The 22,600-nt window shown below is 41.9% G+C and carries 23 protein-coding genes; 5 read left to right on the forward strand and 18 right to left on the reverse strand.

The window, feature by feature from the left end:
• Positions 1-202: 202 nt before the first annotated feature.
• Entirely contained in the window at positions 203-490 is a 288-nt protein-coding gene (locus tag EIZ39_RS08185; RefSeq protein WP_129199364.1) for a 2Fe-2S iron-sulfur cluster-binding protein, read from the reverse strand.
• A gap of 227 nt (positions 491-717) precedes the next feature.
• Between EIZ39_RS08185 and EIZ39_RS08190 the strand changes: the two genes are divergently transcribed.
• Positions 718-1,398 carry a TerC family protein gene (locus tag EIZ39_RS08190; RefSeq protein WP_129199818.1) on the forward strand — a complete coding sequence of 227 codons (681 nt, stop codon included), beginning with the start codon at positions 718-720 and terminating at the stop codon, positions 1,396-1,398.
• A 5-nt stretch (positions 1,399-1,403) separates the two neighbouring features.
• On the opposite strand, the gene EIZ39_RS08195 is transcribed toward EIZ39_RS08190, so the two are convergent.
• Positions 1,404-1,868, reverse strand: a complete 465-nt coding sequence (locus EIZ39_RS08195) for a hypothetical protein (protein WP_129199366.1) — start codon at positions 1,866-1,868, stop codon at positions 1,404-1,406.
• A gap of 63 nt (positions 1,869-1,931) precedes the next feature.
• Here EIZ39_RS08195 and EIZ39_RS08200 point away from each other — a divergent pair, with 63 nt between their 5' ends.
• Both EIZ39_RS08200 and EIZ39_RS08205 read left to right on the forward strand, forming a co-directional pair.
• The gene (locus tag EIZ39_RS08200; protein ID WP_129199368.1) at positions 1,932-2,411 is read left to right on the forward strand and encodes a CBO0543 family protein; all 480 of its coding nucleotides are present in this window, start codon (positions 1,932-1,934) and stop codon (positions 2,409-2,411) included.
• On the forward strand, positions 2,408-2,710 hold the full coding sequence (locus EIZ39_RS08205; protein ID WP_129199370.1) for a 2Fe-2S iron-sulfur cluster binding domain-containing protein: 303 nt from the start codon (positions 2,408-2,410) through the stop codon (positions 2,708-2,710). The genes EIZ39_RS08200 and EIZ39_RS08205 overlap by 4 nt, the downstream gene beginning before the upstream one ends.
• A gap of 51 nt (positions 2,711-2,761) precedes the next feature.
• Here EIZ39_RS08205 and EIZ39_RS08210 read toward each other — a convergent pair whose 3' ends face one another.
• Entirely contained in the window at positions 2,762-4,531 is a 1,770-nt protein-coding gene (locus EIZ39_RS08210; protein ID WP_129199372.1) for a M3 family oligoendopeptidase, read from the reverse strand.
• A gap of 160 nt (positions 4,532-4,691) precedes the next feature.
• Between EIZ39_RS08210 and fabF the strand changes: the two genes are divergently transcribed.
• Positions 4,692-5,924, forward strand: coding sequence for a beta-ketoacyl-ACP synthase II (gene fabF, locus EIZ39_RS08215; RefSeq protein WP_129199374.1), 1,233 nt, complete (start codon positions 4,692-4,694; stop codon positions 5,922-5,924).
• A gap of 263 nt (positions 5,925-6,187) precedes the next feature.
• Here the strand turns inward: fabF and EIZ39_RS08220 are convergent, their stop codons facing one another.
• On the reverse strand, positions 6,188-6,904 hold the full coding sequence (locus EIZ39_RS08220) for an iron-containing redox enzyme family protein (RefSeq protein WP_240675743.1): 717 nt from the start codon (positions 6,902-6,904) through the stop codon (positions 6,188-6,190).
• 119 nt (positions 6,905-7,023) lie between these two features.
• Here EIZ39_RS08220 and EIZ39_RS08225 point away from each other — a divergent pair, with 119 nt between their 5' ends.
• Complete coding sequence (locus tag EIZ39_RS08225; protein ID WP_129199376.1) at positions 7,024-7,668, forward strand: thiamine diphosphokinase; 645 nt, start codon at positions 7,024-7,026, stop codon at positions 7,666-7,668.
• A 55-nt stretch (positions 7,669-7,723) separates the two neighbouring features.
• Here the strand turns inward: EIZ39_RS08225 and glgP are convergent, their stop codons facing one another.
• The 14 genes from glgP to paaX form a co-directional block, all read right to left on the reverse strand.
• On the reverse strand, positions 7,724-9,850 hold the full coding sequence (gene glgP, locus EIZ39_RS08230) for an alpha-glucan family phosphorylase (protein WP_129199378.1): 2,127 nt from the start codon (positions 9,848-9,850) through the stop codon (positions 7,724-7,726).
• 642 nt (positions 9,851-10,492) lie between these two features.
• The gene (locus EIZ39_RS08235; protein WP_129199380.1) at positions 10,493-11,167 is read right to left on the reverse strand and encodes a hypothetical protein; all 675 of its coding nucleotides are present in this window, start codon (positions 11,165-11,167) and stop codon (positions 10,493-10,495) included.
• A 301-nt stretch (positions 11,168-11,468) separates the two neighbouring features.
• Positions 11,469-12,914, reverse strand: coding sequence for an NAD-dependent succinate-semialdehyde dehydrogenase (locus tag EIZ39_RS08240; protein WP_129199382.1), 1,446 nt, complete (start codon positions 12,912-12,914; stop codon positions 11,469-11,471).
• Positions 12,915-12,951: 37 nt separating this feature from the next.
• Positions 12,952-13,440, reverse strand: a complete 489-nt coding sequence (gene paaD, locus EIZ39_RS08245; RefSeq protein ID WP_129199384.1) for a 1,2-phenylacetyl-CoA epoxidase subunit PaaD — start codon at positions 13,438-13,440, stop codon at positions 12,952-12,954.
• A gap of 15 nt (positions 13,441-13,455) precedes the next feature.
• Positions 13,456-14,283, reverse strand: coding sequence for a 1,2-phenylacetyl-CoA epoxidase subunit PaaC (gene paaC / locus EIZ39_RS08250; RefSeq protein ID WP_129199386.1), 828 nt, complete (start codon positions 14,281-14,283; stop codon positions 13,456-13,458).
• A gap of 24 nt (positions 14,284-14,307) precedes the next feature.
• On the reverse strand, positions 14,308-14,637 hold the full coding sequence (locus tag EIZ39_RS08255) for a 1,2-phenylacetyl-CoA epoxidase subunit B (RefSeq protein ID WP_129199388.1): 330 nt from the start codon (positions 14,635-14,637) through the stop codon (positions 14,308-14,310).
• Between the two features lie 15 nt (positions 14,638-14,652).
• The gene (gene paaA, locus EIZ39_RS08260) at positions 14,653-15,636 is read right to left on the reverse strand and encodes a 1,2-phenylacetyl-CoA epoxidase subunit PaaA (RefSeq protein WP_483296027.1); all 984 of its coding nucleotides are present in this window, start codon (positions 15,634-15,636) and stop codon (positions 14,653-14,655) included.
• Positions 15,637-15,823: 187 nt separating this feature from the next.
• Complete coding sequence (locus EIZ39_RS08265; protein ID WP_129199390.1) at positions 15,824-16,645, reverse strand: methyl-accepting chemotaxis protein; 822 nt, start codon at positions 16,643-16,645, stop codon at positions 15,824-15,826.
• 74 nt (positions 16,646-16,719) lie between these two features.
• Complete coding sequence (locus EIZ39_RS08270) at positions 16,720-17,928, reverse strand: ABC transporter substrate-binding protein (RefSeq protein WP_129199392.1); 1,209 nt, start codon at positions 17,926-17,928, stop codon at positions 16,720-16,722.
• Positions 17,929-17,988: 60 nt separating this feature from the next.
• On the reverse strand, positions 17,989-18,729 hold the full coding sequence (locus EIZ39_RS08275; protein WP_129199394.1) for an ABC transporter ATP-binding protein: 741 nt from the start codon (positions 18,727-18,729) through the stop codon (positions 17,989-17,991).
• A 5-nt stretch (positions 18,730-18,734) separates the two neighbouring features.
• Complete coding sequence (locus tag EIZ39_RS08280; protein WP_129199396.1) at positions 18,735-19,538, reverse strand: ABC transporter ATP-binding protein; 804 nt, start codon at positions 19,536-19,538, stop codon at positions 18,735-18,737.
• Positions 19,535-20,542: a branched-chain amino acid ABC transporter permease gene (locus tag EIZ39_RS08285; protein WP_129199398.1), complete on the reverse strand. Its 1,008-nt coding sequence runs from the start codon at positions 20,540-20,542 to the stop codon at positions 19,535-19,537. Before EIZ39_RS08285 ends, EIZ39_RS08280 begins: the two co-directional genes overlap by 4 nt.
• On the reverse strand, positions 20,542-21,420 hold the full coding sequence (locus tag EIZ39_RS08290; RefSeq protein WP_129199400.1) for a branched-chain amino acid ABC transporter permease: 879 nt from the start codon (positions 21,418-21,420) through the stop codon (positions 20,542-20,544). The genes EIZ39_RS08285 and EIZ39_RS08290 overlap by 1 nt, the downstream gene beginning before the upstream one ends.
• A 184-nt stretch (positions 21,421-21,604) precedes the next feature.
• The gene (gene paaX / locus EIZ39_RS08295) at positions 21,605-22,429 is read right to left on the reverse strand and encodes a phenylacetic acid degradation operon negative regulatory protein PaaX (protein ID WP_129199402.1); all 825 of its coding nucleotides are present in this window, start codon (positions 22,427-22,429) and stop codon (positions 21,605-21,607) included.
• Positions 22,430-22,600: the final 171 nt, after the last annotated feature.

The raw sequence follows: 22,600 nt of genomic DNA on the forward strand, positions 1-22,600 counted from the left end.
CGTACTAAACAGTAAAATAGAAAAGAAGGTTAGATAATGAGTAAAATAGGGTATTTTCTTCAGTTTCCTTCACAGCCTATCTTGATTTGTTTTTCTTTTACTTACTATACAAAGTGGATAAACAACTGTAAAGAAAACCCTGACTAAGAGAAAAAAGTAGAGCTCCTCCTAAACTTAAGGATAAGCCCTACTTCTTCATCATCTACTCCTGTTTTAACTCAATATCATCTTGAATGAATAACTGGCAACATAAACGGTAACCGTCTTCAAGTTGTTCCTTAAGCATCTTCTCTTCTTTCCAATTCGGTGGTGCCAACGCTTCTGCGCCATCTAGGATTTGAACCTTGCACTTCGTGCATTTTCCCATCCCGCAACCGTACTTCAAATGTGGAAATTTCTTAATACCCGCCAGTACAACTAAGTTGCTATTCTCCTTTACTTCCTGCTCATGCAACTCACCGTTGCCATAATGAAATTTTACTTGAGGCATATCATTCACTCTCCTTGTCCATCTATATTGTGAACCTCTTATTTGTTATATATAAACTGTGTTAACGATAATAATATTCTTGGTATACAATATACAGTATTCCGACTATTAAATCAACTACTTTTTCTTTTGATTTTATAGAAATAGAGCCGTTTTTTGGCAAGCGTCTTCTTTTCATGTTTGGGATAGACTATTTTCTAAAGACCATTAACATGGGAGTGAAGACAATGGATTTTTTCTCCGCTCAGTTTTTTTCCGCGTTGCTTGCGATTATTGTAATCGACTTAGTTTTAGCTGGAGATAATGCGATCGTTATTGGTATGGCAGCACGTAACCTTCCCAAAGAACATCAAAGAAAAGTAATCTTCTGGGGCACCGCCGGTGCCATTGTGGTTCGTGCCCTTGCTACCTTGGCTGTTGTTTGGTTGTTGCGTATTCCTGGGCTTCTTTTAGCGGGTGGCTTACTCCTTATCTGGATTGCCTACAAGCTATTGACTGACGAAAAAGATCATGAAAATGTTAGCGCCGGTGATAATATCGCTGCAGCCATTAGAACCATTATTATTGCCGATACGGTAATGGGACTAGATAATGTATTAGCCGTCGCTGGTGCTGCACACGGAAGCTTCTTACTTGTTGTTTTAGGGTTAATTATCAGTGTGCCAATTATGGTTTGGGGTAGCACCATGATCGTAAAATTAATCGAACGCTATCCCGTTATTATTTACATCGGCTCTGGTGTGTTAGCCTTAACAGCAGCCAAAATGATCGTTAAAGAACCCTTTATTGCAAATTACATTGGAGACAATGCTCTTATTCGGTGGGGATTTGCAGTCCTTGTGATTATTGGAGTGCTTGCCCTTGGAAGAATGAAAAAACAAGCGAATGCGATGAAGCCGGCTGCTTAGAAAGACTAGTTTCGACTAGTCTTTTCTGATGTATACGGCCCTCTAAGCCATTTCCAAATCTGGAGAAGTACGGTAAAATAACCTATCATAAAAAGGGCAGATAAAATGGGATGCCATCCTTTCTTAATGGAAACAACATCAATCTTGAATAATAACTGAAGATAGCCAAACATGAGTAAAGACCACAATAAGGTGTACACCCCTACCCTCTTTGAAGGAAGATATTGAATGTAAAAGTAAGCGACAATGGGCCATACCGTTAAATCAGCGCTAATAGGCAACCATAATGCCGAATTTTTCGCTCCATGGATATGCCAAAGTTCTAGCCAATCAATTACGATATAATGCTCTAAGAATCTCAGATAAATGCCAGTAAAAATAATCGGAACTAGCTCACGGAACCGATTAAAATCAGCAAATTTTAAAAAAATAATAAGAGATATGAGTTCAATTACAATCAATGTTACCATAGCATCCCCCGGTTATTTGGGCTATTTATTGATAATATACCCAATATGTTAGGAGAACCCTCTATGTATTTTATTGTTCTGTTTTTTGCTTCCTGGATCTGGTTCTATAAGAAAGCGGATAATTCTCGAATTCGAGAATTATATGGGGTTATGATTTACACAAGCTTCCTTGCCTTATGGACGGACCTCATTATGGTTCACTATAAGCTTTGGTCCTATCACGGATTGCCGCATTCTAAGTACCTCATCCCTCTGCTTCTGGACTTTAGTGTGTACCCTGTTGTTGCTTATCTTTTTACTCAAGATGCTCCTCTTGCGTGGGGAGGCATCATCAAACGCGTGGTTGGATGGACCTTTTTTTCTGTTCTGTTAGAATGGGTTACCCTCATTACTGGACACATTCAGCACCATAAATGGTGGACTTTAGGATTTTCTTTAGTTTCAGACATATTAATCTATCTATCCATTTGGGCTATTTATCGGCTTTATCGCCCAGCTTACATACATAATCAGCTATCAAAAAGGGGAAATTTTCAGCCATGAAGCAACTATCGATTTCTGTCTTTAACAATGATTGCAAAAGGTTTTCTTTAGACTACCAACCCGGTCTCCTTTTATTGGAGACTGTCAATGAACCCTTTAGCGATCCTAAACGCGAAGGCATTCCTTTCATTTGTAGAAAAGGAGCTTGCCGCAGCTGTGTCGTCCATGTATTAGAGGGCAGCGAACTTTTAGTTCCCCCTACTCCACTTGAACAGAGAGCGCTTCAAGTGGGTAAAACCACCATTGCAGGAGGCTACCGCCTGGCTTGTATGACTCGATTCAAAGAAGAGTTGGAGTGAGTGGGCAAGCATTAAACTAGGCCCGCTTGTAATAAGCGGGCCTCTCCATAATTATTTAAGACTAATAAACTTCTCAATATCTTTTTCAATTAGTTTCAAGGATCCTCTCCAGAAATCCACAGAAGTCACATTCACATTCATGATTGCTGCAACACTCTTAATGTCCATCTTTCCGGTTACGGAGAGCAAATGATCGTACTCTACAATAAAGCTATCTCCACGCTTTAAATATTCTGCATAAAGCCCCTTAGCGAATAACAATCCAAACGCATAGGGATAGTTGTAATAATTATATTCAGCATAATAATAGTGAGGCTTGCATGCCCACATATAAGGATGAAGATACTCAGAATCGAGTCCATCACCATAAGCCTGTTTTTGGCTATCGAGCATAATTTGCTTGAGCTCCTTAACGGACAAAGAGCTGTTTTCGCGACGCTTGAATACTTCACTTTCAAACAAGAAGCGGCTATAGATATCTACGATAACCTGACCAGCGTCAGAAAGTTCATTTTCTAAAATAATAAAGGCCTCATCTTCACTAGCTTCTTTAATCGCAGCATTCTTAATAATGGTTTCACAAAAGATGGATGCTGTTTCAGCAATAGGCATAGGATAATCACTGTTTAAAAAACTTTCTTCGTTCAAACAGGCTCCGTGATACCCATGACCCAGTTCATGCGCTAAGGTGGTGACATCTGAGAAGCTTCCTGTAAAGTTGGATAAGATCCGGCTTTCTTTTATCGTATGGAGATTCGAACAGAAGGCTCCTCCTCGCTTCCCCTCTCGCGGTTCTGCATCAATCCATTTGGCCTCGAAAGCATGATCTGCATATTGAGCAAGCTTCTCACTATAAGAACGGAAATGTTCCACAATAAACCTTCTAGCTTCTTCATAGGTAAAGGTCATATTCACTTCACCCATTGGGGCAAATAAATCATAAAAAGGTAAGCCTTGCTTATGTCCAAGCAACTCCGCCTTCTTCTGGAAAAATCGATGGAAGGCTGGCAGACTTTCTTTCATCGCCGTAAGCATAGCATCAAGAGTTTCCTGATCCATTCGGGAATCTATCAGCGTCTTCTCTAAAGCAGAGGCATACCCTCGCATCTTCGAAGTGCTGATTACTTCTCCTTTAATCCCATTGAGAGCAGCAGCAGAGGAATCTTCAATTTTCTTATACGCTTTAAGCTCGGCTTCATATGCTGTTTTTCTTAATTTCGCATCGCTCTCGTAAGCCATATTTCTTACGACAGACAAGGGAAGCTGTTTATCTTCTCCATCTATATGAATATCAACCAACAATGTGGAAGTAAGCAATTCTTGAAGCTTAGACCAAGCATTGGAGCCTGTATTTTTCATTTTTGCCATGAGCACTTCTTCCTTCTCACTAAGAAGGTATCGATTTTGCTTGGCTGCCTCTGTTAGGTAGTAGCGATGTTCTTTAAGCAGCTCACTTTCGGCTATAATGGCTTCTAGATTTTCAAAGACACCAAGCCACTTCTGAAACATCACGGTCGGTTCCACCAGATCCGTCCCTTTTTCTTCAAGGCGCTCCGACATCTGCATCGCTGTCTCGTTTTTCGCATCTACGCTTAAATTTAATTCCGCAAAACTATGTAATCGGGTATAAAGATGATAAAAGGCATTCAACTGAGAGATATATTCCTCCATAGTCTTCACGGGGGAATCGTGATCTTTCAAATTTTTCATTGCCCATTCTTTTATATTATCGATTTCTGTAAGACACTTCTCAAAATCACGTTGGAATGAGTCAGATTCAAAGGAAGGATATAAGGCATCAAGACTCCAATGCATGTCCATAGGTTCCCCTTCTTTCTGTTTAAAATTGGATAATTCTTAAACCTATTGTAACACAAGGAACCCTGTGTAGAAAAAGAACAGTTATAGCCCCTAAACGCTAAGGATGTTATGATAACAAATAGGGATATTTCGAAAAACAACCTCTTGAGGAGTGTAAAAAATGAAAAAACGTGTTGTCGTAACAGGTGTTGGCTGTGTTACTCCATTAGGTTTAGATGTGGAGACGACCTGGAATAACCTCTTAGCAGGGAAAAGCGGAATTGGTCCTTTAACCAGGAGAGACGCATCTAAATTTCCAGTTAAAGTCGCTGCTGAAGTAAAGGATTTTGAAATTGGCAACTATATTGATTTCAAAGAAGGAAGAAGAATGGACCGCTTTACCCAGTTTGCCGTAGCCTCCTCCATGATGGCTATGAAAGATGCCAACTTTGAAATTAATGAAGACAACGCTGCCCGTGTTGGGGTATGGATTGGATCAGGGAATGGTGGGATGGAAAGCTATGAAGAGCAATTCCGCAACTTTGAGGCTAAGGGTTATAAGCGAGTCAGTCCTTTCTTTGTCCCGATGCTGATACCAGATATGGCCTCTGGACAAGTCTCCATCTTCCTTGGAGCAAAAGGGATTAATTCCTGTACGGTTACGGCCTGCGCCTCTGGCGCCAATTCCATTGGAGATGCCTTTAAAGTAATAGAACGTGGGGATGCAGATATCATGATCACAGGGGGAAGTGAAGCACCTATTACGGACATGGCTTTGGCTGGCTTCAGCTCCATGAAGGCGCTCTCTTTTAACGAAGATCCAACGACAGCAAGTCGCCCATTCGATAAGAATCGGGACGGCTTTGTTATGGGAGAAGGCTGTGGGATTCTGATCCTAGAAGAATTAGAGCATGCTATGACACGTGGCGCAAGGATATACGCCGAAATCATAGGCTACGGGGCTACAGGCGATGCACACCATATGACGACTCCTGCTCCTGATGGCGAAGGCGGTGCTCGAGCGATGCAGCTAGCTTTAGAAGATGGTGAGTTGCATCCAGAAGAAGTTGATTATATTAATGCCCATGGGACAAGCACACCGTACAACGATAAGTATGAGACCGCTGCGATCAAAACCGTATTTGGAGCGCACGCCCACAAGCTAGCCGTTAGCTCTACGAAGTCTATGACAGGTCACTTATTAGGAGCTGCTGGAGCCATTGAGGCGATCTTTTCCGTGAAGGCTATCATGGATGGCATCATGCCTCCAACCATGAACTACCAAACAGCTGATGAAGATTGTGATTTAGACTATGTTGCAAATAAAGCTAGAAAAGCGGATATTCGAGTCGTGTTAAGCAATTCTCTAGGGTTTGGTGGTCATAATGTTACGTTAGCGTTTAGGAAGTTATAAGAGGTGAGCCATATCCAGATACCTCTTATTGGTATTCTGGTGGGCATCAAAAATAATAACGGTAAGAATTTCCCCTATTTTGCAGAAATCACAGTTTTACAGCAGAATAAGAGGAATTTTTTCCGTTATTTCCTTTTGTGGAGGGATGTAATCGCTTCCATATATGAATAAAGGAACTTTTTCCCCCTATTAAGGCCATCTTAGCCCCTAAACATGAAATAAGGGAAAAACGTTCCGCTAATCCTTGGTCAGACCACGATCACTTAAACAAAGCTCTTCATGCGATCCATAAGCCCCTGATAGAAGCGAGCTTCGGAACGAGTGATATAGGCTCCTGCACGGTAGATGGTTTGTAAATCCTCTTGGCTGGTAAAGCGTACAAGAACATCCTTACAAAGCTGATAATGACGAGGCTCATGATGATCAGCATGAACCTTCCAGAAGGTTAAATTTAATTTCCGGTCTTGGTTATAACGATCATGGCTCAACCCTTCACCAATCAATCCCATCACTTTTCCCGCAAACAACTCCGACCCTAATCCGATGGATGCCATAGCTTCTAACGGAGTGGCTGAACGAAGGAAGGAAATAAACGTATCCACCGCACCCACCGTTGCCGGTGAAACAGGATAATCCGGTACATATTTCTCATTTGTTGAGACATGCGGTGCAGCTGTAATCAGAAAAGAATGATAAAGCTTGGAATGATAAGCCTTAGGGTTCCCTCTTCCTCCTTCATCCCATAGATTATCGACTAGCGGTACCCACCAATCATCCTCAGGCATTACAGCAGCAACGGCTGCCCCTAAGACACGAGGGAAATTTCGGCTGTAATAGCTATATTGTAAAGCAAACTCACTGACTTGTTCTGGTGTCCACTCTCCAGCTAGCAGCGACTGCATGAATTCTCCTTGTATAATCTCTTTCTCGACGATCTCCCAGATCGCTTGTTCTACTTGTTGATAGTCTGTAAACAACACCTTAGCTCCCCTTTTCTATACTTTTTCTCTACGTATCATATCATAACTTTTCCCTCGCCCCTACCCCGTTGTATAATTAATGAACGAATGCCAATTTCGACCTGGGGGACCTAAAAATCATGAAAAAGAAAAATCGGATCTTACTCTTTACCGGCGGGAATCTTGGTTCTTGGGCACTAGAAGAAATTCAACAAGGAGATAGGCTAATCGGTGTGGACCGCGGAGCGTTGTTTCTTATTCTAAATCACTTGCAACCAGACTTGGCACTAGGAGACTTCGACTCTGTTACAGAAGAAGAACGAGAAATTATCCGCCGCCAATCTGTAAGCTACTCCGATTGCGATCCGATTATGAAGGACCAAACCGATACGGAAATGGCTTTTGAATGGGCTTTAAAGCAAAACACTGAAGAGATCTTGCTTCTTGGTGCTCTTGGTACGCGATTTGATCATTCTCTGGCCAATGTTCATTTATTACGAAGAGGGTTGGAAAAAAGAATTCCATGCCGCATCATCGATGAAAAAAATGAGCTTATGATTATGGATCGATACTTGGAAGTAGAAAAAAGCCATTATAACCACGTCTCCCTTCTTCCTCTCAGCCTGCAAGTTACAGGAATAACATTGACTGGTTTTCAATACCCTTTAAATAAAGCGACACTGAACGTTGGAGACTCGCTTGGAATTAGTAATGTGCTGGTGAAGGAAGTGGGACAAATTGAAATCGACTCTGGCTTATTGCTGGTAATCAAAAGCAAGGACTAACCAACACACAAAAAAACGAGCCTTTAGAATAACATTCTAAGGCTCGCTTCATGTCTTACCCCCATCTGACCAATTCCAACTCAAAATCGTGAGAAAAATCTGGACTGATTGGCAAGACACGTACATTTGCCATCGCCTTATTCCAATCCTCCAATGTACCAGGAAAACTTCCTGCATAGAGGTAATACCCCTGATCAAGTTCCTTTACTAACTGCAGTTCTTTGCGCCATAGTCCCTCCTGTTCATGATGTCCAACAGCTTCAATGCGTACATCCTTATGCCAGATTGGACCTAGCCTTACCTTACAATGAGCTGTAAATACTTTGGGATAGGTAGCAACTAATTCTGCCTTCTGTATATGCACTTGGTGCCAGTTTTCTCGAATAAACTTCTTGTAGGAAGACACACGTTTCGCAACTTCTAACCCATTTTCCGCAAATCTCCGCCCCCTAATGGCTGTGGGAATATACAGCTTACCCCAATATTCAGCTAACATACAACTAGTACTGAAAACAGGGGTAAGGGTTTGAATGGATTCCTTCATCCTATCTACCCAGGTTGTATGCTCTTGATAATACATAGGTACAATCTCTTCTTCTAACAAACGATAAAGCTCTTCACTATCTGCCTGATCTTGCTCTTCAGGAGAATGGTGTGTTCCACTTTCAATGGCCCACCCGTTCTTCCCGTTATATCCCTCTGCCCACCAACCATCCAAGATACTGCAATTTAGGACTCCATTTACTGCTGCTTTTTGCCCGGAGGTTCCACTTGCCTCCATGGGTTTGATAGGCGTATTCAACCAAACATCTACACCAGATATTAAATATTTTGCTTTTGTCATATCATAGTTTTCGAGAAGGAATATCTTATCTTTAAAACGATCCTCTTGCGATAACTGCCATATCTGACGAATGAGCTTCTGTCCAGGAAGATCCGCAGGATGAGCTTTACCAGCAAAAAGAAAGGCAATAGGACGCTCTAGCTGCCCCACTAGCTGCTCTAACCGCTCTAAATCCCTAAACAAAAGCAATGCTCTCTTATAGGTTGCAAATCGCCTTGCAAACCCAACCGTTAAAGTAGATGCAAGATCAGGTAGCCTTAATGCTTGGATCATCTCTTGCTTGGCTTGCTGATGAGCTGACCAAAGTTCCTCGTTTGAAACCATTTTTACTTTTTCCCAAATCTTTCGCTCGGCAATTCTTGTCTTCCACTCCGGTTGAAGATATCGGTTATAAAGCTTCTCCATCTCCTTTGAAACCCACGTTTTGGTATGAATTCCGTTGGTTATGGAAGTAACTTGAATATGCTCCTTTGGGATATCTGGCGTCCACTGATGGAACAGCTCCTTGGTGACTTCTGCATGAAGTTTGCTTACTCCATTGACCTTGCATGCCGTACTTACTGCTAATCGAGTCATATTAAACCGATCTTCAATCCGGCCAAGTTCTAATACCGTTTCCCTTGACGCACCTAGTTGCCAATAATACTGACCTAAGTAACGATCCATCTGTTCAAAGGAAAAATGATCATGTCCTGCGGGCACGGGAGTATGAGTAGTAAAAACCGTTGAGGCTCTAACTGCCTCAAGCGCTGTTTCAAAAGAAATGCCTTGAGCTGAATATTCTCGAATTCTTTCCAGAGACATAAACGCGGAATGCCCTTCATTCATATGCCAAACCTCAGGCTCTTCCCCAACCGCACGAAGACATCGCACACCGCCAATTCCAAGAATGATTTCTTGTGCTATCCTTGTATCTGTGTTTCCTCCATACAGATGATTCGTTAAGCTTTGGTCTTCTTTAGTATTTTTTTCATGATGAGCGTCCAATAAATACACCGGAACATCTCCAACCTCAGCCCTCCAAATCCTTAAGTAAACGGTACGGCCCTCAATGGGAACAGTAATCCATTTAGGCTGACCATTGTCATCTAGAATCGGAAGAATAGGTAGATCTTCCGGTTGATGCTCGGGATAATACACCTGCTGATTCCCTGCCTCATCTAAACTTTGTTGGAAGTATCCCCTTCGATATAATATTCCTACGGCTATTAGCGGAACACCTAGATCGTTCGCGGCCTTCACGTGATCTCCTGCCAATACCCCTAAACCTCCAGAATAGATGGGTAAAGACGCGTCTATCCCAAACTCCGCAGAAAAATAGGCGATCTTCGCTTCCATATTTTCACCTCATCGCAAACGTGATGTTTACCTATAGGATATGCGGACAGTGAAATGGGGTTCCTTTGCTCGAGAAATCCTTCTTCAAATATGATAGCATTCATAGATTAGGGCACAAAAAAAGAAGGAACCATTGTGGCTCCTTAATCAAAACTAGTGGGGGATACAACTATGATTACCCACAGACCGTATTCCTATTCTATTACGGCTGATCCTTTCGTGGAAAAGTTAAAAAGTGAGGGAAATGGGTGATGTAAGCCATAAGCCTAAATGAGCCCTACTAAACTACTTTTTATCTGTATTTTTTTGGTTTATAATAATAAGGGTTTTTACCTTGCCACTTCCACACGTAGGACATTTGGTTGGCATCTGAAAGATCTGGCAACAATACTCACAAGTATATTTCATCATACTTACCTCCACAATTTGGTTAGGATATCTAGATTCAATCTTATCAGAAGTTCATCAGAAAGGTTCCTGAAATCCTTCAACAAACTCTGCATTCTATCGACATCAACTGACAGAGAAGTAAAAATAAAAAAAAGACATAGTTAATCCTATGCCTTAAAAGGACGCCTTAACCCGCTTAAAACAATTTGGAGTTATTCCACCCCCTTCTTTCCAGATTATTTTAGATAATTCTTATCCGTCCCAGAGCTTTACAGCATTCTCTCCACTTCGCCTTTCAGCGACAAGACTTGTTTGCGGTGAGCCCCTGCGATGTTCTGTAGTATTCAGTTGTGAAATATAATGACCTCTCGTTCTCATTTCAGGTCTTACTTTTCTATCGGTATACACCATACTTGTGCGATTCATCCATTTTTGCTCTACTGAATCATCAACTTGCATAATACCTGTCTCTTGACGGTATAAAGGGAATATTACACCTTCCATATAGAAGATCGAAGTAAGGTCTTGGTCAGACTTATGAATATAACTTAAATTCCCTAAACGTCTGCTTTGCACCAACTCGAATTCTTTCATTTCTACCGCCTCCTCATTTTCATTTACTGTTTGGATATTTACGAGACAACCTTCTGATAGATAGTGCCCTAGTTCCTCTCTTAAGGATTCAAGTATGCTTGTATAATTAATATTCTTGTACTTTAATTCGATATGGATTAAATCAAAAGGGTTTCTCCCATCTTGCCAAGGACTTTCAAGAAGAGTCTTTTTCATCATAGAAAATACTTCTCGAATACTCTTTCTAGGGCTAGCCAGGTCAGTCATCACACGGTAGTAGTGGAGTTTTCCATTCCCATCGCAAAACATTACTTGAGTGAATATTAAACCTACTCTTACATTCAGCTTATCCATTATTTACACTCTCCTTTAATGTTTTTCAGTTGACTGACTGTTGGCCTGATCCCGGGCTAGGCCACGCCGTCCGTTTCATTTGTTACCTTTATTTTACATGCATAGGACAAGCCTGGAAAGAGGTGTAAATTGTAAGAGATTGTCTACTCTCAGAGAAATGTTCGACAGGCTCCGAGGGGTATCACTCTCATTTTTATAAAAATAAAAAAAGCCGCTCATTGGCGGCATAGAATATATGGCATTATCGTCGATATTCCACATAATTTAATTAGTATATTCATAGATTCGACTAATTATTCTATTAAATTCCGAAAGAAACAAATTTCGTCTCTAGGAATCCTTCTAATGCATAGTGTCCACCTTCACGACCAATTCCACTTTCCTTAAACCCACCAAACGGAGCTTGAGTTTGAGTAGGGGAGCCATCATTGATTCCTACAATTCCGTATTCAAGCGCTTCAGCAATTCGGAAGCAACGGCTGTTGTTTTGCGTATAAGCATAAGCAGCTAATCCATAAACCGTATCATTTGCCATTTCAATAACAGATGCTTCATCCTTGAAAGGAATGATAGGTACAACAGGACCGAATGTTTCTTCATAGCAAACTTTCATATCTGGAGTTACGTTGGTAATAACCGTTGGCTCTAAGAAGAATCCTTTACTGTACTCTCCTTCAGTTAAGCGGTTCCCACCGAAAGCAATCGTCCCACCCTTTTCCTTCGCATCTTCAATGTGAGCCATAACGCTATTTAAAGAGCCCTCATCAACAAGCGGTCCGATTTCAACCCCTTTTACTCTTCCGTCACCCACTTTGGTATTCTTCAAGCGCTCAATTAGCTTTTCTGTGAACGCCTCCACAATGGATTCTTGAACATATAGGCGGTTCGTACAAATACACATTTGACCGGTGTTGCGGTACTTACTCTCAAACAATCCTTGTACAGCTGCATCTAGGTTTGCATCCTCGAATACGATGAATGGTGCATGTCCGCCAAGCTCCATACTAATTCGTTTAACCTGTTTTGCTGCCCCTTCCATCAGTTTCTTTCCAACGTCTGTAGAACCGGTGAAAGTGATCTTAGCCACCTTAGGATTTTCAGTAATCTCTCTTCCTATCGCACTTGCTTTGCCCAATACAAGGTTTACAACACCCTTAGGGAACCCGGCCTCTTCGATCAACTCAAACATACGAATGGCACTAAGAGGGGTCTTCATAGCTGGCTTAACAACAACCGTACAACCTGCAGCTAACGCTGGGGCAATTTTTCTTGCTAACATGTTAACAGGAAAATTCCAAGGAGTAATCGCTGCAACAACACCAACAGGCTGCTTGATAACCATCAAACGCTTATTGGCCATAGAGGAAGGAATCGTTTCACCGTAAATCCGCTTCCCTTCTTCGGCATACCACATAAAGTTGTCTGCAGCACCAAGTGCCTCAAACTTCGCTTCTCCAAGTGGTTTACCCATTTCTGCGGACATGATAGCAGCTAGCTCATCACGGTTCTTGCGAATTAATTCATACAGGTTGTTCAGATACTTTGATCTTTCGCGAGCGGTTAGCTGAGACCAACCTTTGAATGCGGCATGAGCAGCATCAATCGCCTTCGCTGTGTCACGATCATCTCCATAGCTAACTACACCAACCGGTTCACTCGTTGCCGGATTAATGACTTCATAGGTTTCTTCGCTCTCTGCTAAAATCCATTCTCCGTTAATATACATCTTTTTCACTAAATCCGACATAATTCCCTCCTAGGTTTTATCTCACTAAAGGTTTAGCTTAGACAGGTTTAATCGCTTCAAAAGGATTCTTACAGCTATTACAGTAAAAAATACTACGACAGGCTGTAGGTCCAAAAATATTATTCATAACAGTTTTAGGAGAGTTGCAATATGGGCATTCAATCTCCCAAACCCCTTCTTGCTTAGATTCAAGGGGTGGAGGTGCAATTCCATACTCTTTTAACTTTTCTCTTCCTTCCGCTGTAATGCGGTCGGAAGTCCAGATCGGCTTCTTAAGGAAAATCACTTCTACCTCGTCAATTCCTTCAATATCTGATACGGACTTCACGACATCATTTTCCATCATATTTAATGCTGGACAGCCAATGTACGTTGGAATCATTCGAACGGTCACTTTGCTTTCAGCAATCTCGACCGCTTCGACCATTCCCATTTCAATCAAGCTTACGGAAGTGATTTCAGGGTCTGTAACGAGCTGAAGTTTTTCCCAAACCTGTTTCTCAAGCGACGTTAATGCCTCTTGCATCGTAACCAACTCCTCTTACCAGGATGCTTGCGGGTCTAGCTTATAAACTTCGTTAAGTTCATTTAACGCATCAACAAATTCTTGAGAATGCTTTCCTTCTCTTCCAGTTGTCTCAAGCGCTTTAAACTCACCTGGCCATTCCAGTCCAGCACCTTCTATTTTAGCTTGGATTCTGCTGATGAACTTCTCCTTCAACACATCCACAGATTCAATTAGTCCAAGCTCAACCATCTTCGCACCCTTAGATCCAAGGTCAAATAAAGAGGAAACGTCTTCCCAAGTCTTCTTAAGTGCAGCATTCAGACGGTTTTGAGCTTCTTCTGTGCTGTGAGAAAGCTGATCAATCCATACTTCCCAGTGATATAGATGATAGAATTGTTCTCTCTTAATTTTAGCTGCCGTATCAGCTAATGGAGCGTAAGAGGAATTCTCTAATGCATCAAGGCGAGCTTTCTTAAATACTTCATAGGCATAATTACGCATAATTGCGTAACCCCAGTCATAATCAGGATTTTCTTTATAGTGTCCTTGACCATTCACTCGTTCTGTAAGAGCAGCATTCCGATACTCTTCTGGCTTACGAAGATGAGCGATGTCATCGGCCTTCCCAAATCCCAGTTCTTCTAGCATTTGATAATACATAGCTGCATGGCCCATCGTGTCCTGAGTAATCGAGGAGAAGGCAACATCTTCTTCGATATGTGGAGCTAATCCTAACCATTCGGATCCACGGTGGCTAATTAATAGGTCATCATCTGCTAATTGGTAAATTAGTTCAGCTAAGGTTTCCAAGTATTGTTGGTCTTGCTTCGCTTCTTCTGGTGTTTGATATATTTTACTCACTTTACTCGCCCCTCCCTTTATCCCTTACACTTTTGCACTTGGTGTGTTTTTTTCTTTTAACTCACGCCACTTCGATGGAATGTATCCATAGTGAGCTGGCTGACGATAGTCCTTATTCTCAAGGCGAAGAAGTGCTTGGCGGTTCTCAGGAGACATGTAGTGAATATGATCTCTCTTGACGACAAAAAGATTGGCTGGTACTTCTTCTCTTCGCATGAAGTTATCCTGTGCCATACTTAAAGCAATCTCAGGGTTTGGAGCCAGTAAGCTGAACTGGCTCTCAAACTTCGACGTTAAATCCTTCTGGCTGAAGACCTCGTATACATCATAATCTTTGATTTCTTGGTTACTCATGGATTACACCTCTCCCTAGCTGATTTCCTCTTGCTTTTTAAGTAGAGCTTCTCTTACCCAGGCATTATTCTCGAAGCCGATCTTACGAAGGTTCAAGCGGTTCTGAGAGCGCGGCCCTTGGTTCTTGGCAATAACATCTCTTAAGTAAGTGTAATCGGCATGAGTATATACCCATTTTTGTTTTTCTTCATCGTAATAGATATTCTCGTCTGGGACCTTGAGTCCAAGTGCTTGGATTTGTGGGACATATTTATCAAGGAATTCTTGTCTTAACTCCTCATTTGTCTTATATCTGATCTTGTAACGAATATTTTGTTCTTGGTTACTCTTGAGTCCGCCTTCTTCTGGTGGACCGAAGAACATTAACAGAGCTGGCCACCAACGGTTTAATGCGTCTTGCATCATCTCACGTTGCATCTCCGTACCGTCGCCAAGAGCGATAACCATATCTTCACCATGGTAAGCATGGAATCTTTCTTCTAGGATAATTCGCTTCAGTGCACGAGCGTATGGCGCATAAGAGGTATGAGCCAACATCTTCTGTGTAACGATCGCAGCTCCATCCACTAGCCAACCAATGAGTGCAGCATCTGCCCAACTCTTCGTTTCCATATGGAAGACGTTGTGGAACTTCAATTTACCGGAGAATAAATCAGACATAATATCCTCTCTGGACTTACCCAGTGGCTTCATTAAATCTTCCGCAACACGAATGAGTAATTGTCCGTGTCCAACTTCATCTTGAACCTTAGCCATGAGGGATAGCTTTCTCTTTAAGGTAGGAGTCTTAGGTACCCACTCCTTCTCGGGAAACGCTCCCATAATCTCGCTAAGACCATGCATAGCGATAAGTTTAATCAACTGAATACGGTAATCTTCTGGCATCCAATCGTCTGCCTCAATCTTTTCTCCACGTCCAATCTTTGCAATAAACTCATTGTATTTCGCTTGCTCTTCTTGAGTCGTTACCATCTCTGCCTTTTCAACCATCTTTACCATTTAAACCTCCCCTTTCAACACATAGTCAGCCCCGTTGTTTATCTACGCTAGCCATCTATTACGATATGCACAGATCGTAATACGTTTTTATAACGTTATAATAACATACCGTCATATATTCTTGTCAATAGGATATTCCGAATTCATTCACTGACCTTAATATTTAGTAAATTGGTATAGTTGTTTCTTACTTTACTTCTAGCTTGGCTAGACTCTTTAGCTCTTCCGCCATTCCATGTAGTCTCTGAATGACAGAATAAAGCTCTTGCAGTTGGGATGATTGCTGTAAGGTATATTGATTTGTGTTTTCCATTTCTTGAGTTACAACCGAAATCAATTGACTCATTTCTTGAAGATGGCGGGAAATAGATTGAGTAGAGGACGCCGTGCTGTCGGACAATTTTCGAATTTCCTCAGCCACCACAGAAAAACCTCTTCCGTGAACACCAGCTCGGGCTGCTTCAATAGCTGCGTTAATTCCTAAAATGTTGGTCTGTGTGGATACATTCCGAATCAACTCACTCATCTTCGAGGTCTCCTCTATTCTTTGCCGAACAATATGTGTAGAGGAGCTAATTTCCTGACTTGTAGAAGCCAGTTGAATCGAGGATTTAGAGACCTGTTCTGTGTTGAGCATAATGTTACCAACGGCATCAGCTAATTCATCTGCCATGGCCTTCAAACGGTCCTCACGGTCTGTAGAAACACCGGTTGCTAAGCAACCAACCACTTGGCCATGTTCTACAATGGGAAAGCCCACGGCAATATAGGGGATCCCATAAACTTCTCGAGGTACAACCTTCATAATTCTCTTCTTTTCCTTTACCGCCGTATAATTAATGCTTCCTGGACGTAACTGATCCCCCACTTTAATTTTCAAATCCAGATTTCCTCCCGGATAATAAGCAAGAAATTTTTCCGTATCTGTAACTCCTACCATACAATCGTAGACAAGCCCCTTACTTAGAATAGGAGCAACTGCTAACAAGCTTTTTAAGATTTCCGACATGATAATACCCGCTCCTTTTACCATCTTTGGTCAAAAAAAAGAGGGTTAAAGAACCCTCTTTTCTCCATAGGTGACTACTTAACTAGCTCGTACTTACCATCTTTCACTTCAACCATAATCATACTGTCTTCATGTAGACCGTTATGGTCTTCAGCAGTAAACTTAAACTCTCCTGTTACTCCAACATAATTCACTTGTTGTAGGGCATCAGCAAGCTTCGCAGCATCTCCATCAGCTAATTTTAACCCTTCTACAAGAATGTTTAATCCATCATAACCATAACCCGCGAAACCATCAGCTGGAGCATTGTAAGCCGCTTGATAGCCTTCAACGAACTTCTTGATAATAGCAGCTTGGGAATCACTTGGATCTACTTGATCAGCTACAAGCAACTTACCAGCAACCATGTAAACACCATTAGCAGAATCGCCAGCTAGTTCTAAGAATTTACCATTTGCACTACCGTGGGAGCTTACGATCGGGATGTTAACCCCAAGTTGTTTTGCTTCCTTAACAATTGTAGCCGGTCCAGGGTTTGTACCTGCAATAAAGATAGCTTGAGCATCCGTTCCCTTAATCTTTGTTAACTGGGAGCTCATAGAAGGATCCTGTGTTCCATATTTTTCTTCAGCAACAATAGTAATTCCAAAGTCAGGAGCAAACTTCTTTAATTGAACAGCAAATCCGCTTCCATAGGAGTTGCTATCATAAAGAATTGCAACTTTGTCCCATCCTTTTTCTTGGAAGAACTTATAAGCACGCTTGGTAGCATGTACGTCCGTATGAGGTGTTTTAAAGATGCCAGCACGTACAGGGTTCGTAATTTGGTCAGCAGCTGCCATGGAGATCATGGTAGCCTTCTGGCTGGAAGCATATTCTGCCATTCCAAGAGATGGACCACTACCAGAAGAACCTAATACCGCTGTTACTTTATCAGAAGAAACAAGCTTTTTAATAGCTTTTACGGCTTCTGTATTATCAGATTTGTCGTCTTCAAAAATAACCTCTAATGGGCGTCCATTCACGCCGCCTTCTGCATTAATTTCCTTCATTAAAAGCTCAACTGCTTGCTTTTCAGGTACACCAAGCGGACTGTTAGGACCCGTTAATGAGAAGATAGCTCCAATCTTAATTGGATCTGTTGCTGCCGGCGCTTCTGCATTGCTGTTGGATGAAGCTGGTTCAGCTGCCGGTGTACCGGAGCCACCCCCAGAACAAGCCGTCATCAACATTAAGGAAGCAGTCATAATTGGTAGTAAACTCTTTTTGATCAGCTTTCTCATTCGAAAAAATCCCCCTTTAATTTTTATACAATAAACATCTATGTTATCTTGCAATAACACCTAAGCGTGGGCTTTCCCTAAATAAGCAGATTGAACCCTAGGATCTTTCAAGACTTCCGCTGCACTACCTTCCATAGCGACTTTACCGGTATTCAACACATAAGCGCGGTCAGAGATGGCGAGAGCCGCTCTAGCATTCTGCTCTACTAACAAAACAGTCGTTCCCCATTGATTTCGTATTTCCTGAACAATTTGCAAGATTTCCTTCCCTATTAATGGAGCTAAACCTAGAGATGGCTCATCGAGTAGAAGGAGTTTAGGTCGAGACAGTAGGGCACGTCCTATAGCCAACATCTGCTGTTGTCCTCCGGATAATGTCCCGCCCATCTGCCACTTTCTCTCCGAAAGAATCGGAAAGCGCTGGTAGATGGTGTCCATTTCTTTAAGAATCTCTTTCTTACTCACCTTAGGCATTCGATGGGAAGCACCGAGCCATAGATTATCCTCAACAGATAGCGTAGAGAAGATCTGTCTTCTCTCCGGTACATGCGCCATCCCTAAGGATACAACTTTCTCGGCTGGAACGGAGCTTATGTTCTGACCATCAAATTCAACGCTTCCTTCCTTTGCCGCATGCAAACCGCAAATACAGTTTAATAGTGTCGTTTTTCCCGCACCATTGGAGCCAAGAAGGGAAACGATTTCCCCTTCCTTTACGTTCATATTAATCCCATGAAGAACCTGAACAGGACCATAGCGGGCTGTAATATTTTGTACTTGTAATATGGTTTTAGCTGCCATAAGCCTTACACTCCCCCTTGTACGGACTGTTCTTCTGCCGCTTCATCTTCCTGTCCTAAGTAGGCAGCGATGACCTTCGGGTTCTCTTGAATCTCTGCAGGGAGGCCTTCTGCAATTTTTCCTCCTTGATCTAGTACAACAATTCGATCCGCTACATTCATAACCATATCCATGTCATGCTCTACGAGAAGGATGGCAGTACCCTGCTTTCGAATATGTTTAAACATCTCAGTCATCTCTAGGGTTTCCGAATGGTTTAGACCCGCAGCAGGTTCATCCAATAACAGCAATTTAGGATTCGTAGCAAGGGCACGTGCAATCTCCATGAGGCGAAGTTTACCATAGGATAGGCTTCCTGCCTGATGATGTCCTAGTGTTGCAATCCCAACCAACTTAAGCAATTCGTAGGCACGGTCATACATCTCTGTTTCTTCCTTACGAGAGGAAAGAAGCTTTAGGCCACACGATAGAATTCCTGACTTCGTATTAGAATGAAAGCCTACCATAACATTCTCTAGAACAGTCATATCATCAAAGGTTTGTAAGTTCTGAAAGGTTCGAGCAATGCCCAGACCTGGATACTCATGACCCTTCACTCTTGATAGTCTCTGGTTTTTAAAGAATATTTCTCCTTGTGTCGGTAGAAGAACACCAGAAACCATGTTTAATACGGTACTCTTCCCTGCTCCATTGGGTCCAATAAGAGCTACAATCTCTCCTACACCTACTTCAAAGGAAACATTATTAACGGCACGGACCCCACCAAAATCCATTGTGATCTGCTGAACGTCTAGTAGTTTTTCCGTCATGCTACCGTCTTCCCTTCCTTTTTCTGTTGAGGATACTCTGACTTCTTCACCTGATATTTTAGATAAGCTGCTCGAATACGAGGAACGAGTCCCTCTGGCATAAACATGACGATAAGAACAAGAATGGCTCCGAATACAATCGTATCGATATCTCCCTTAAGTCCAGGAATGACGTGACTAGCAGCTACTAAGCCTTCGCTAATAAGCTCAATAATGACCGTCCCTACTAGAGCCCCCCATATACTCGTCATACCACCTACCACAACCATTGTGATAAAGACAATAGATTCATGCATACCGAATGGCTGTGGATCTAGAATTCCAATATAGTGAGCATAGAGACCGCCCGAAATCCCAGCAAACATTCCACTTACTACGAATGCACTTAACTTAAATTCTCGAACATCAATTCCCATGGATGTTGCAGCAATTTCACTCTTATGAATAGCGCGATAAGCACGTCCAACACGGGAATTCAAAATATTTAAAGAGAAAAGCAAAACAAGTGTTACAAATCCCCAAACAAGATAGTACATTCCCATCTCTGATTGGCCAAAGAAAGCGATAGAAGGTATCCCGATGATCCCATTAGCTCCACCGGTTACAGGTTCCCACTCTTTAATTCCAATTTGGACGATATATCCAAAAGCAAGAGTAGCCATCGCTAGGTAGTAACCTTGCAAACCAGCGATTGCTCGAGCTAACAGGTAGGAAAAGAATCCAGGTACTAGCGCCGCTGCCACTAGACCAAGTGCTGGTGGTACTCCGTATTTCGTTGTTAATACAGCAGATGTGTAAGCTCCTAATCCCCAAAATGCAGCCTGTCCAAGTGAAATCTGTCCTGCAAGCCCCATCACTAAACACAAACCAATGGTAACAATAGCATGAAGTCCAATAATAACTCCAACCGATTGATAGTAATCATCCGTAATTACAATAGGAAAAAGCAGAACAATTAGTAGATAAACCAATATGCCTTTTCTGAATTTTTTGTCTTTATTCATTACAGGCCTCCCTTTCCAACACTGCGTTCTCCAAAGAGTCCGGTTGGTTTAATCAGTAGTACCGCAATGAGGATCAAAAAGGCAAAGGCATCCTTTAAACCTGAACTTACGTAACCTGCCCCCATTGATTCCAATAATCCCAACAAGAACCCTGCTGCCGTTGCACCTAACGGATTTCCTAACCCACCAAGGATCGCTGCAGCAAAACCTTTTACCCCTAGCAGCACTCCAACATCATAAGCAGTAACACTTAACGGAGCGATCACGATTCCTGCAACAGCCCCTGTTGCCGCGCTGATCGCAAAGGACAGCATGGTCATCTTCGAAGGACTAATTCCCATTAATCTAGCTGCTAAAGGATTGACAGAACAGGCATTAATTTTCTTACCTAACATCGTCTTGTCCATCAAATACCATAAACCTAAAAGAATAAGTAATACCGATAGAATAACCCAGATACTCTGTTGTGCTACATTTACACCGCCTACAGAAACTGGATTATTACTTGTTAATGGTTCTAGTGCGAAGGGATCCTTCCCCCAAAAGAGGCTCGCTAATCCACGAATGAGGATGGACACCCCAATGGTTAAGATAATCAAACTAACTGGATTGGCATTTTTTGCGTTGGCTATAATTCCTTTTTGAATTAAGATCCCTAGCCCAGTTACAAGTAGCACTGCCAGGATGAATGCCCCAGCATAGGGAAGCTTCATACTAATAAATGTAACCGTCAACATCCCCCCGAGCATTAGGAACTCTCCTTGGGCCATGTTGATTACTTTACTTACGTTATAGATTGTGATAAATCCAACTGCGACAATGGCATAAATACCGCCAGAAACGATACCGTTTGCAATATACTGAAATAACTCTGTCACTTACGTTCCCCCCCCTAGTTCAGATTCCCTAGTTCTCCCACCAACTTAGTTTCTTTGAATACGGTTTCATCAGGACTAAAAAACTTCCTCTCCCTCCCAAAACAGTTGTTTCTCTTTTTTTATTATCTATAGTAAGGCTCTAATTCCTTAAGCTTTAGAGCCCTTACATATTTAATTCTGGAAGCTACACTGGAATCGGTTCGTAAACGCCTTCAAAGAACTTAACCGCTCCTGGATGAAGTAGGTTGTAATAATTTTTGAACAGCTCATCTGCCTCTCCCCCAAACCAAATAGTTGGGAGTAATTCTTCTGGAAGATCAGGGTCAATAAACAAGAATTTCCGATAGTGGTGGACTAACTTTGTCTTCTCTACAAAGCATTCATTATCTGGAATCTCTTGCTTCTTGTTCATTTGTTCCATGTGTTCCTTGTATTGTGGCTGATATATATTAATGAATTCCTTATATGATTCATTAATCTCTTCTAGATTCCAGCACTTCTGAACTAATTGTTGCGCTTCACTCCAGCCTAGATGGGAAGCCGAGAAGATTTCAACATAATCATTAATTTCGTAGGCATGTGTGATATCCTTCAGTCGATCAACCAAGTCATTAGGGGAAATCCACGTACTATTAGTTAACATCCCAAATCCTAAATAGCTAAGCTCCTTACGCAGCTGGTCCCGCAGCTTGCGATGATCTTCAGGAATATTATAACTAGCAATACACCAAGTTCCGTCCCAGCCCTGACTGTCCACCTTGTAAATACGGGCAGCAGCTTCATCTAGTCTTTTCTTCCCACGACTCGACATCGAATAATAGCTTCGATTACCTAGCTTCTTAGATTCTAACCATCCCTGTCTAAGCATTCGGGAGATCGCCGCTCGAACAGCTTGCTCCGTCATACCGAATTCCCCCATCAGCTTCGTTAAACTCCCCACCCATATCTCGCTTCCATAATGCCTTACGTATTCCCCATATATAGTAAATAGCAGCGATTGGGGCTTCAATGAGATCAACTCCTTTAAAAATCGTCTTATCTATTATGCACTATTATGTTAACGACTGCATCCGTTTCACGTTATTGTATGACGATATTTTAGTATAACGTATTATTAACGTTATTATATTAAATACAATTTACGTCGTCAATTTATTTTTTTGAATCTTTGATATAGTCT

The organism is Ammoniphilus sp. CFH 90114 (assembly GCF_004123195.1).
Lineage (GTDB): Bacteria > Bacillota > Bacilli > Aneurinibacillales > RAOX-1 > YIM-78166.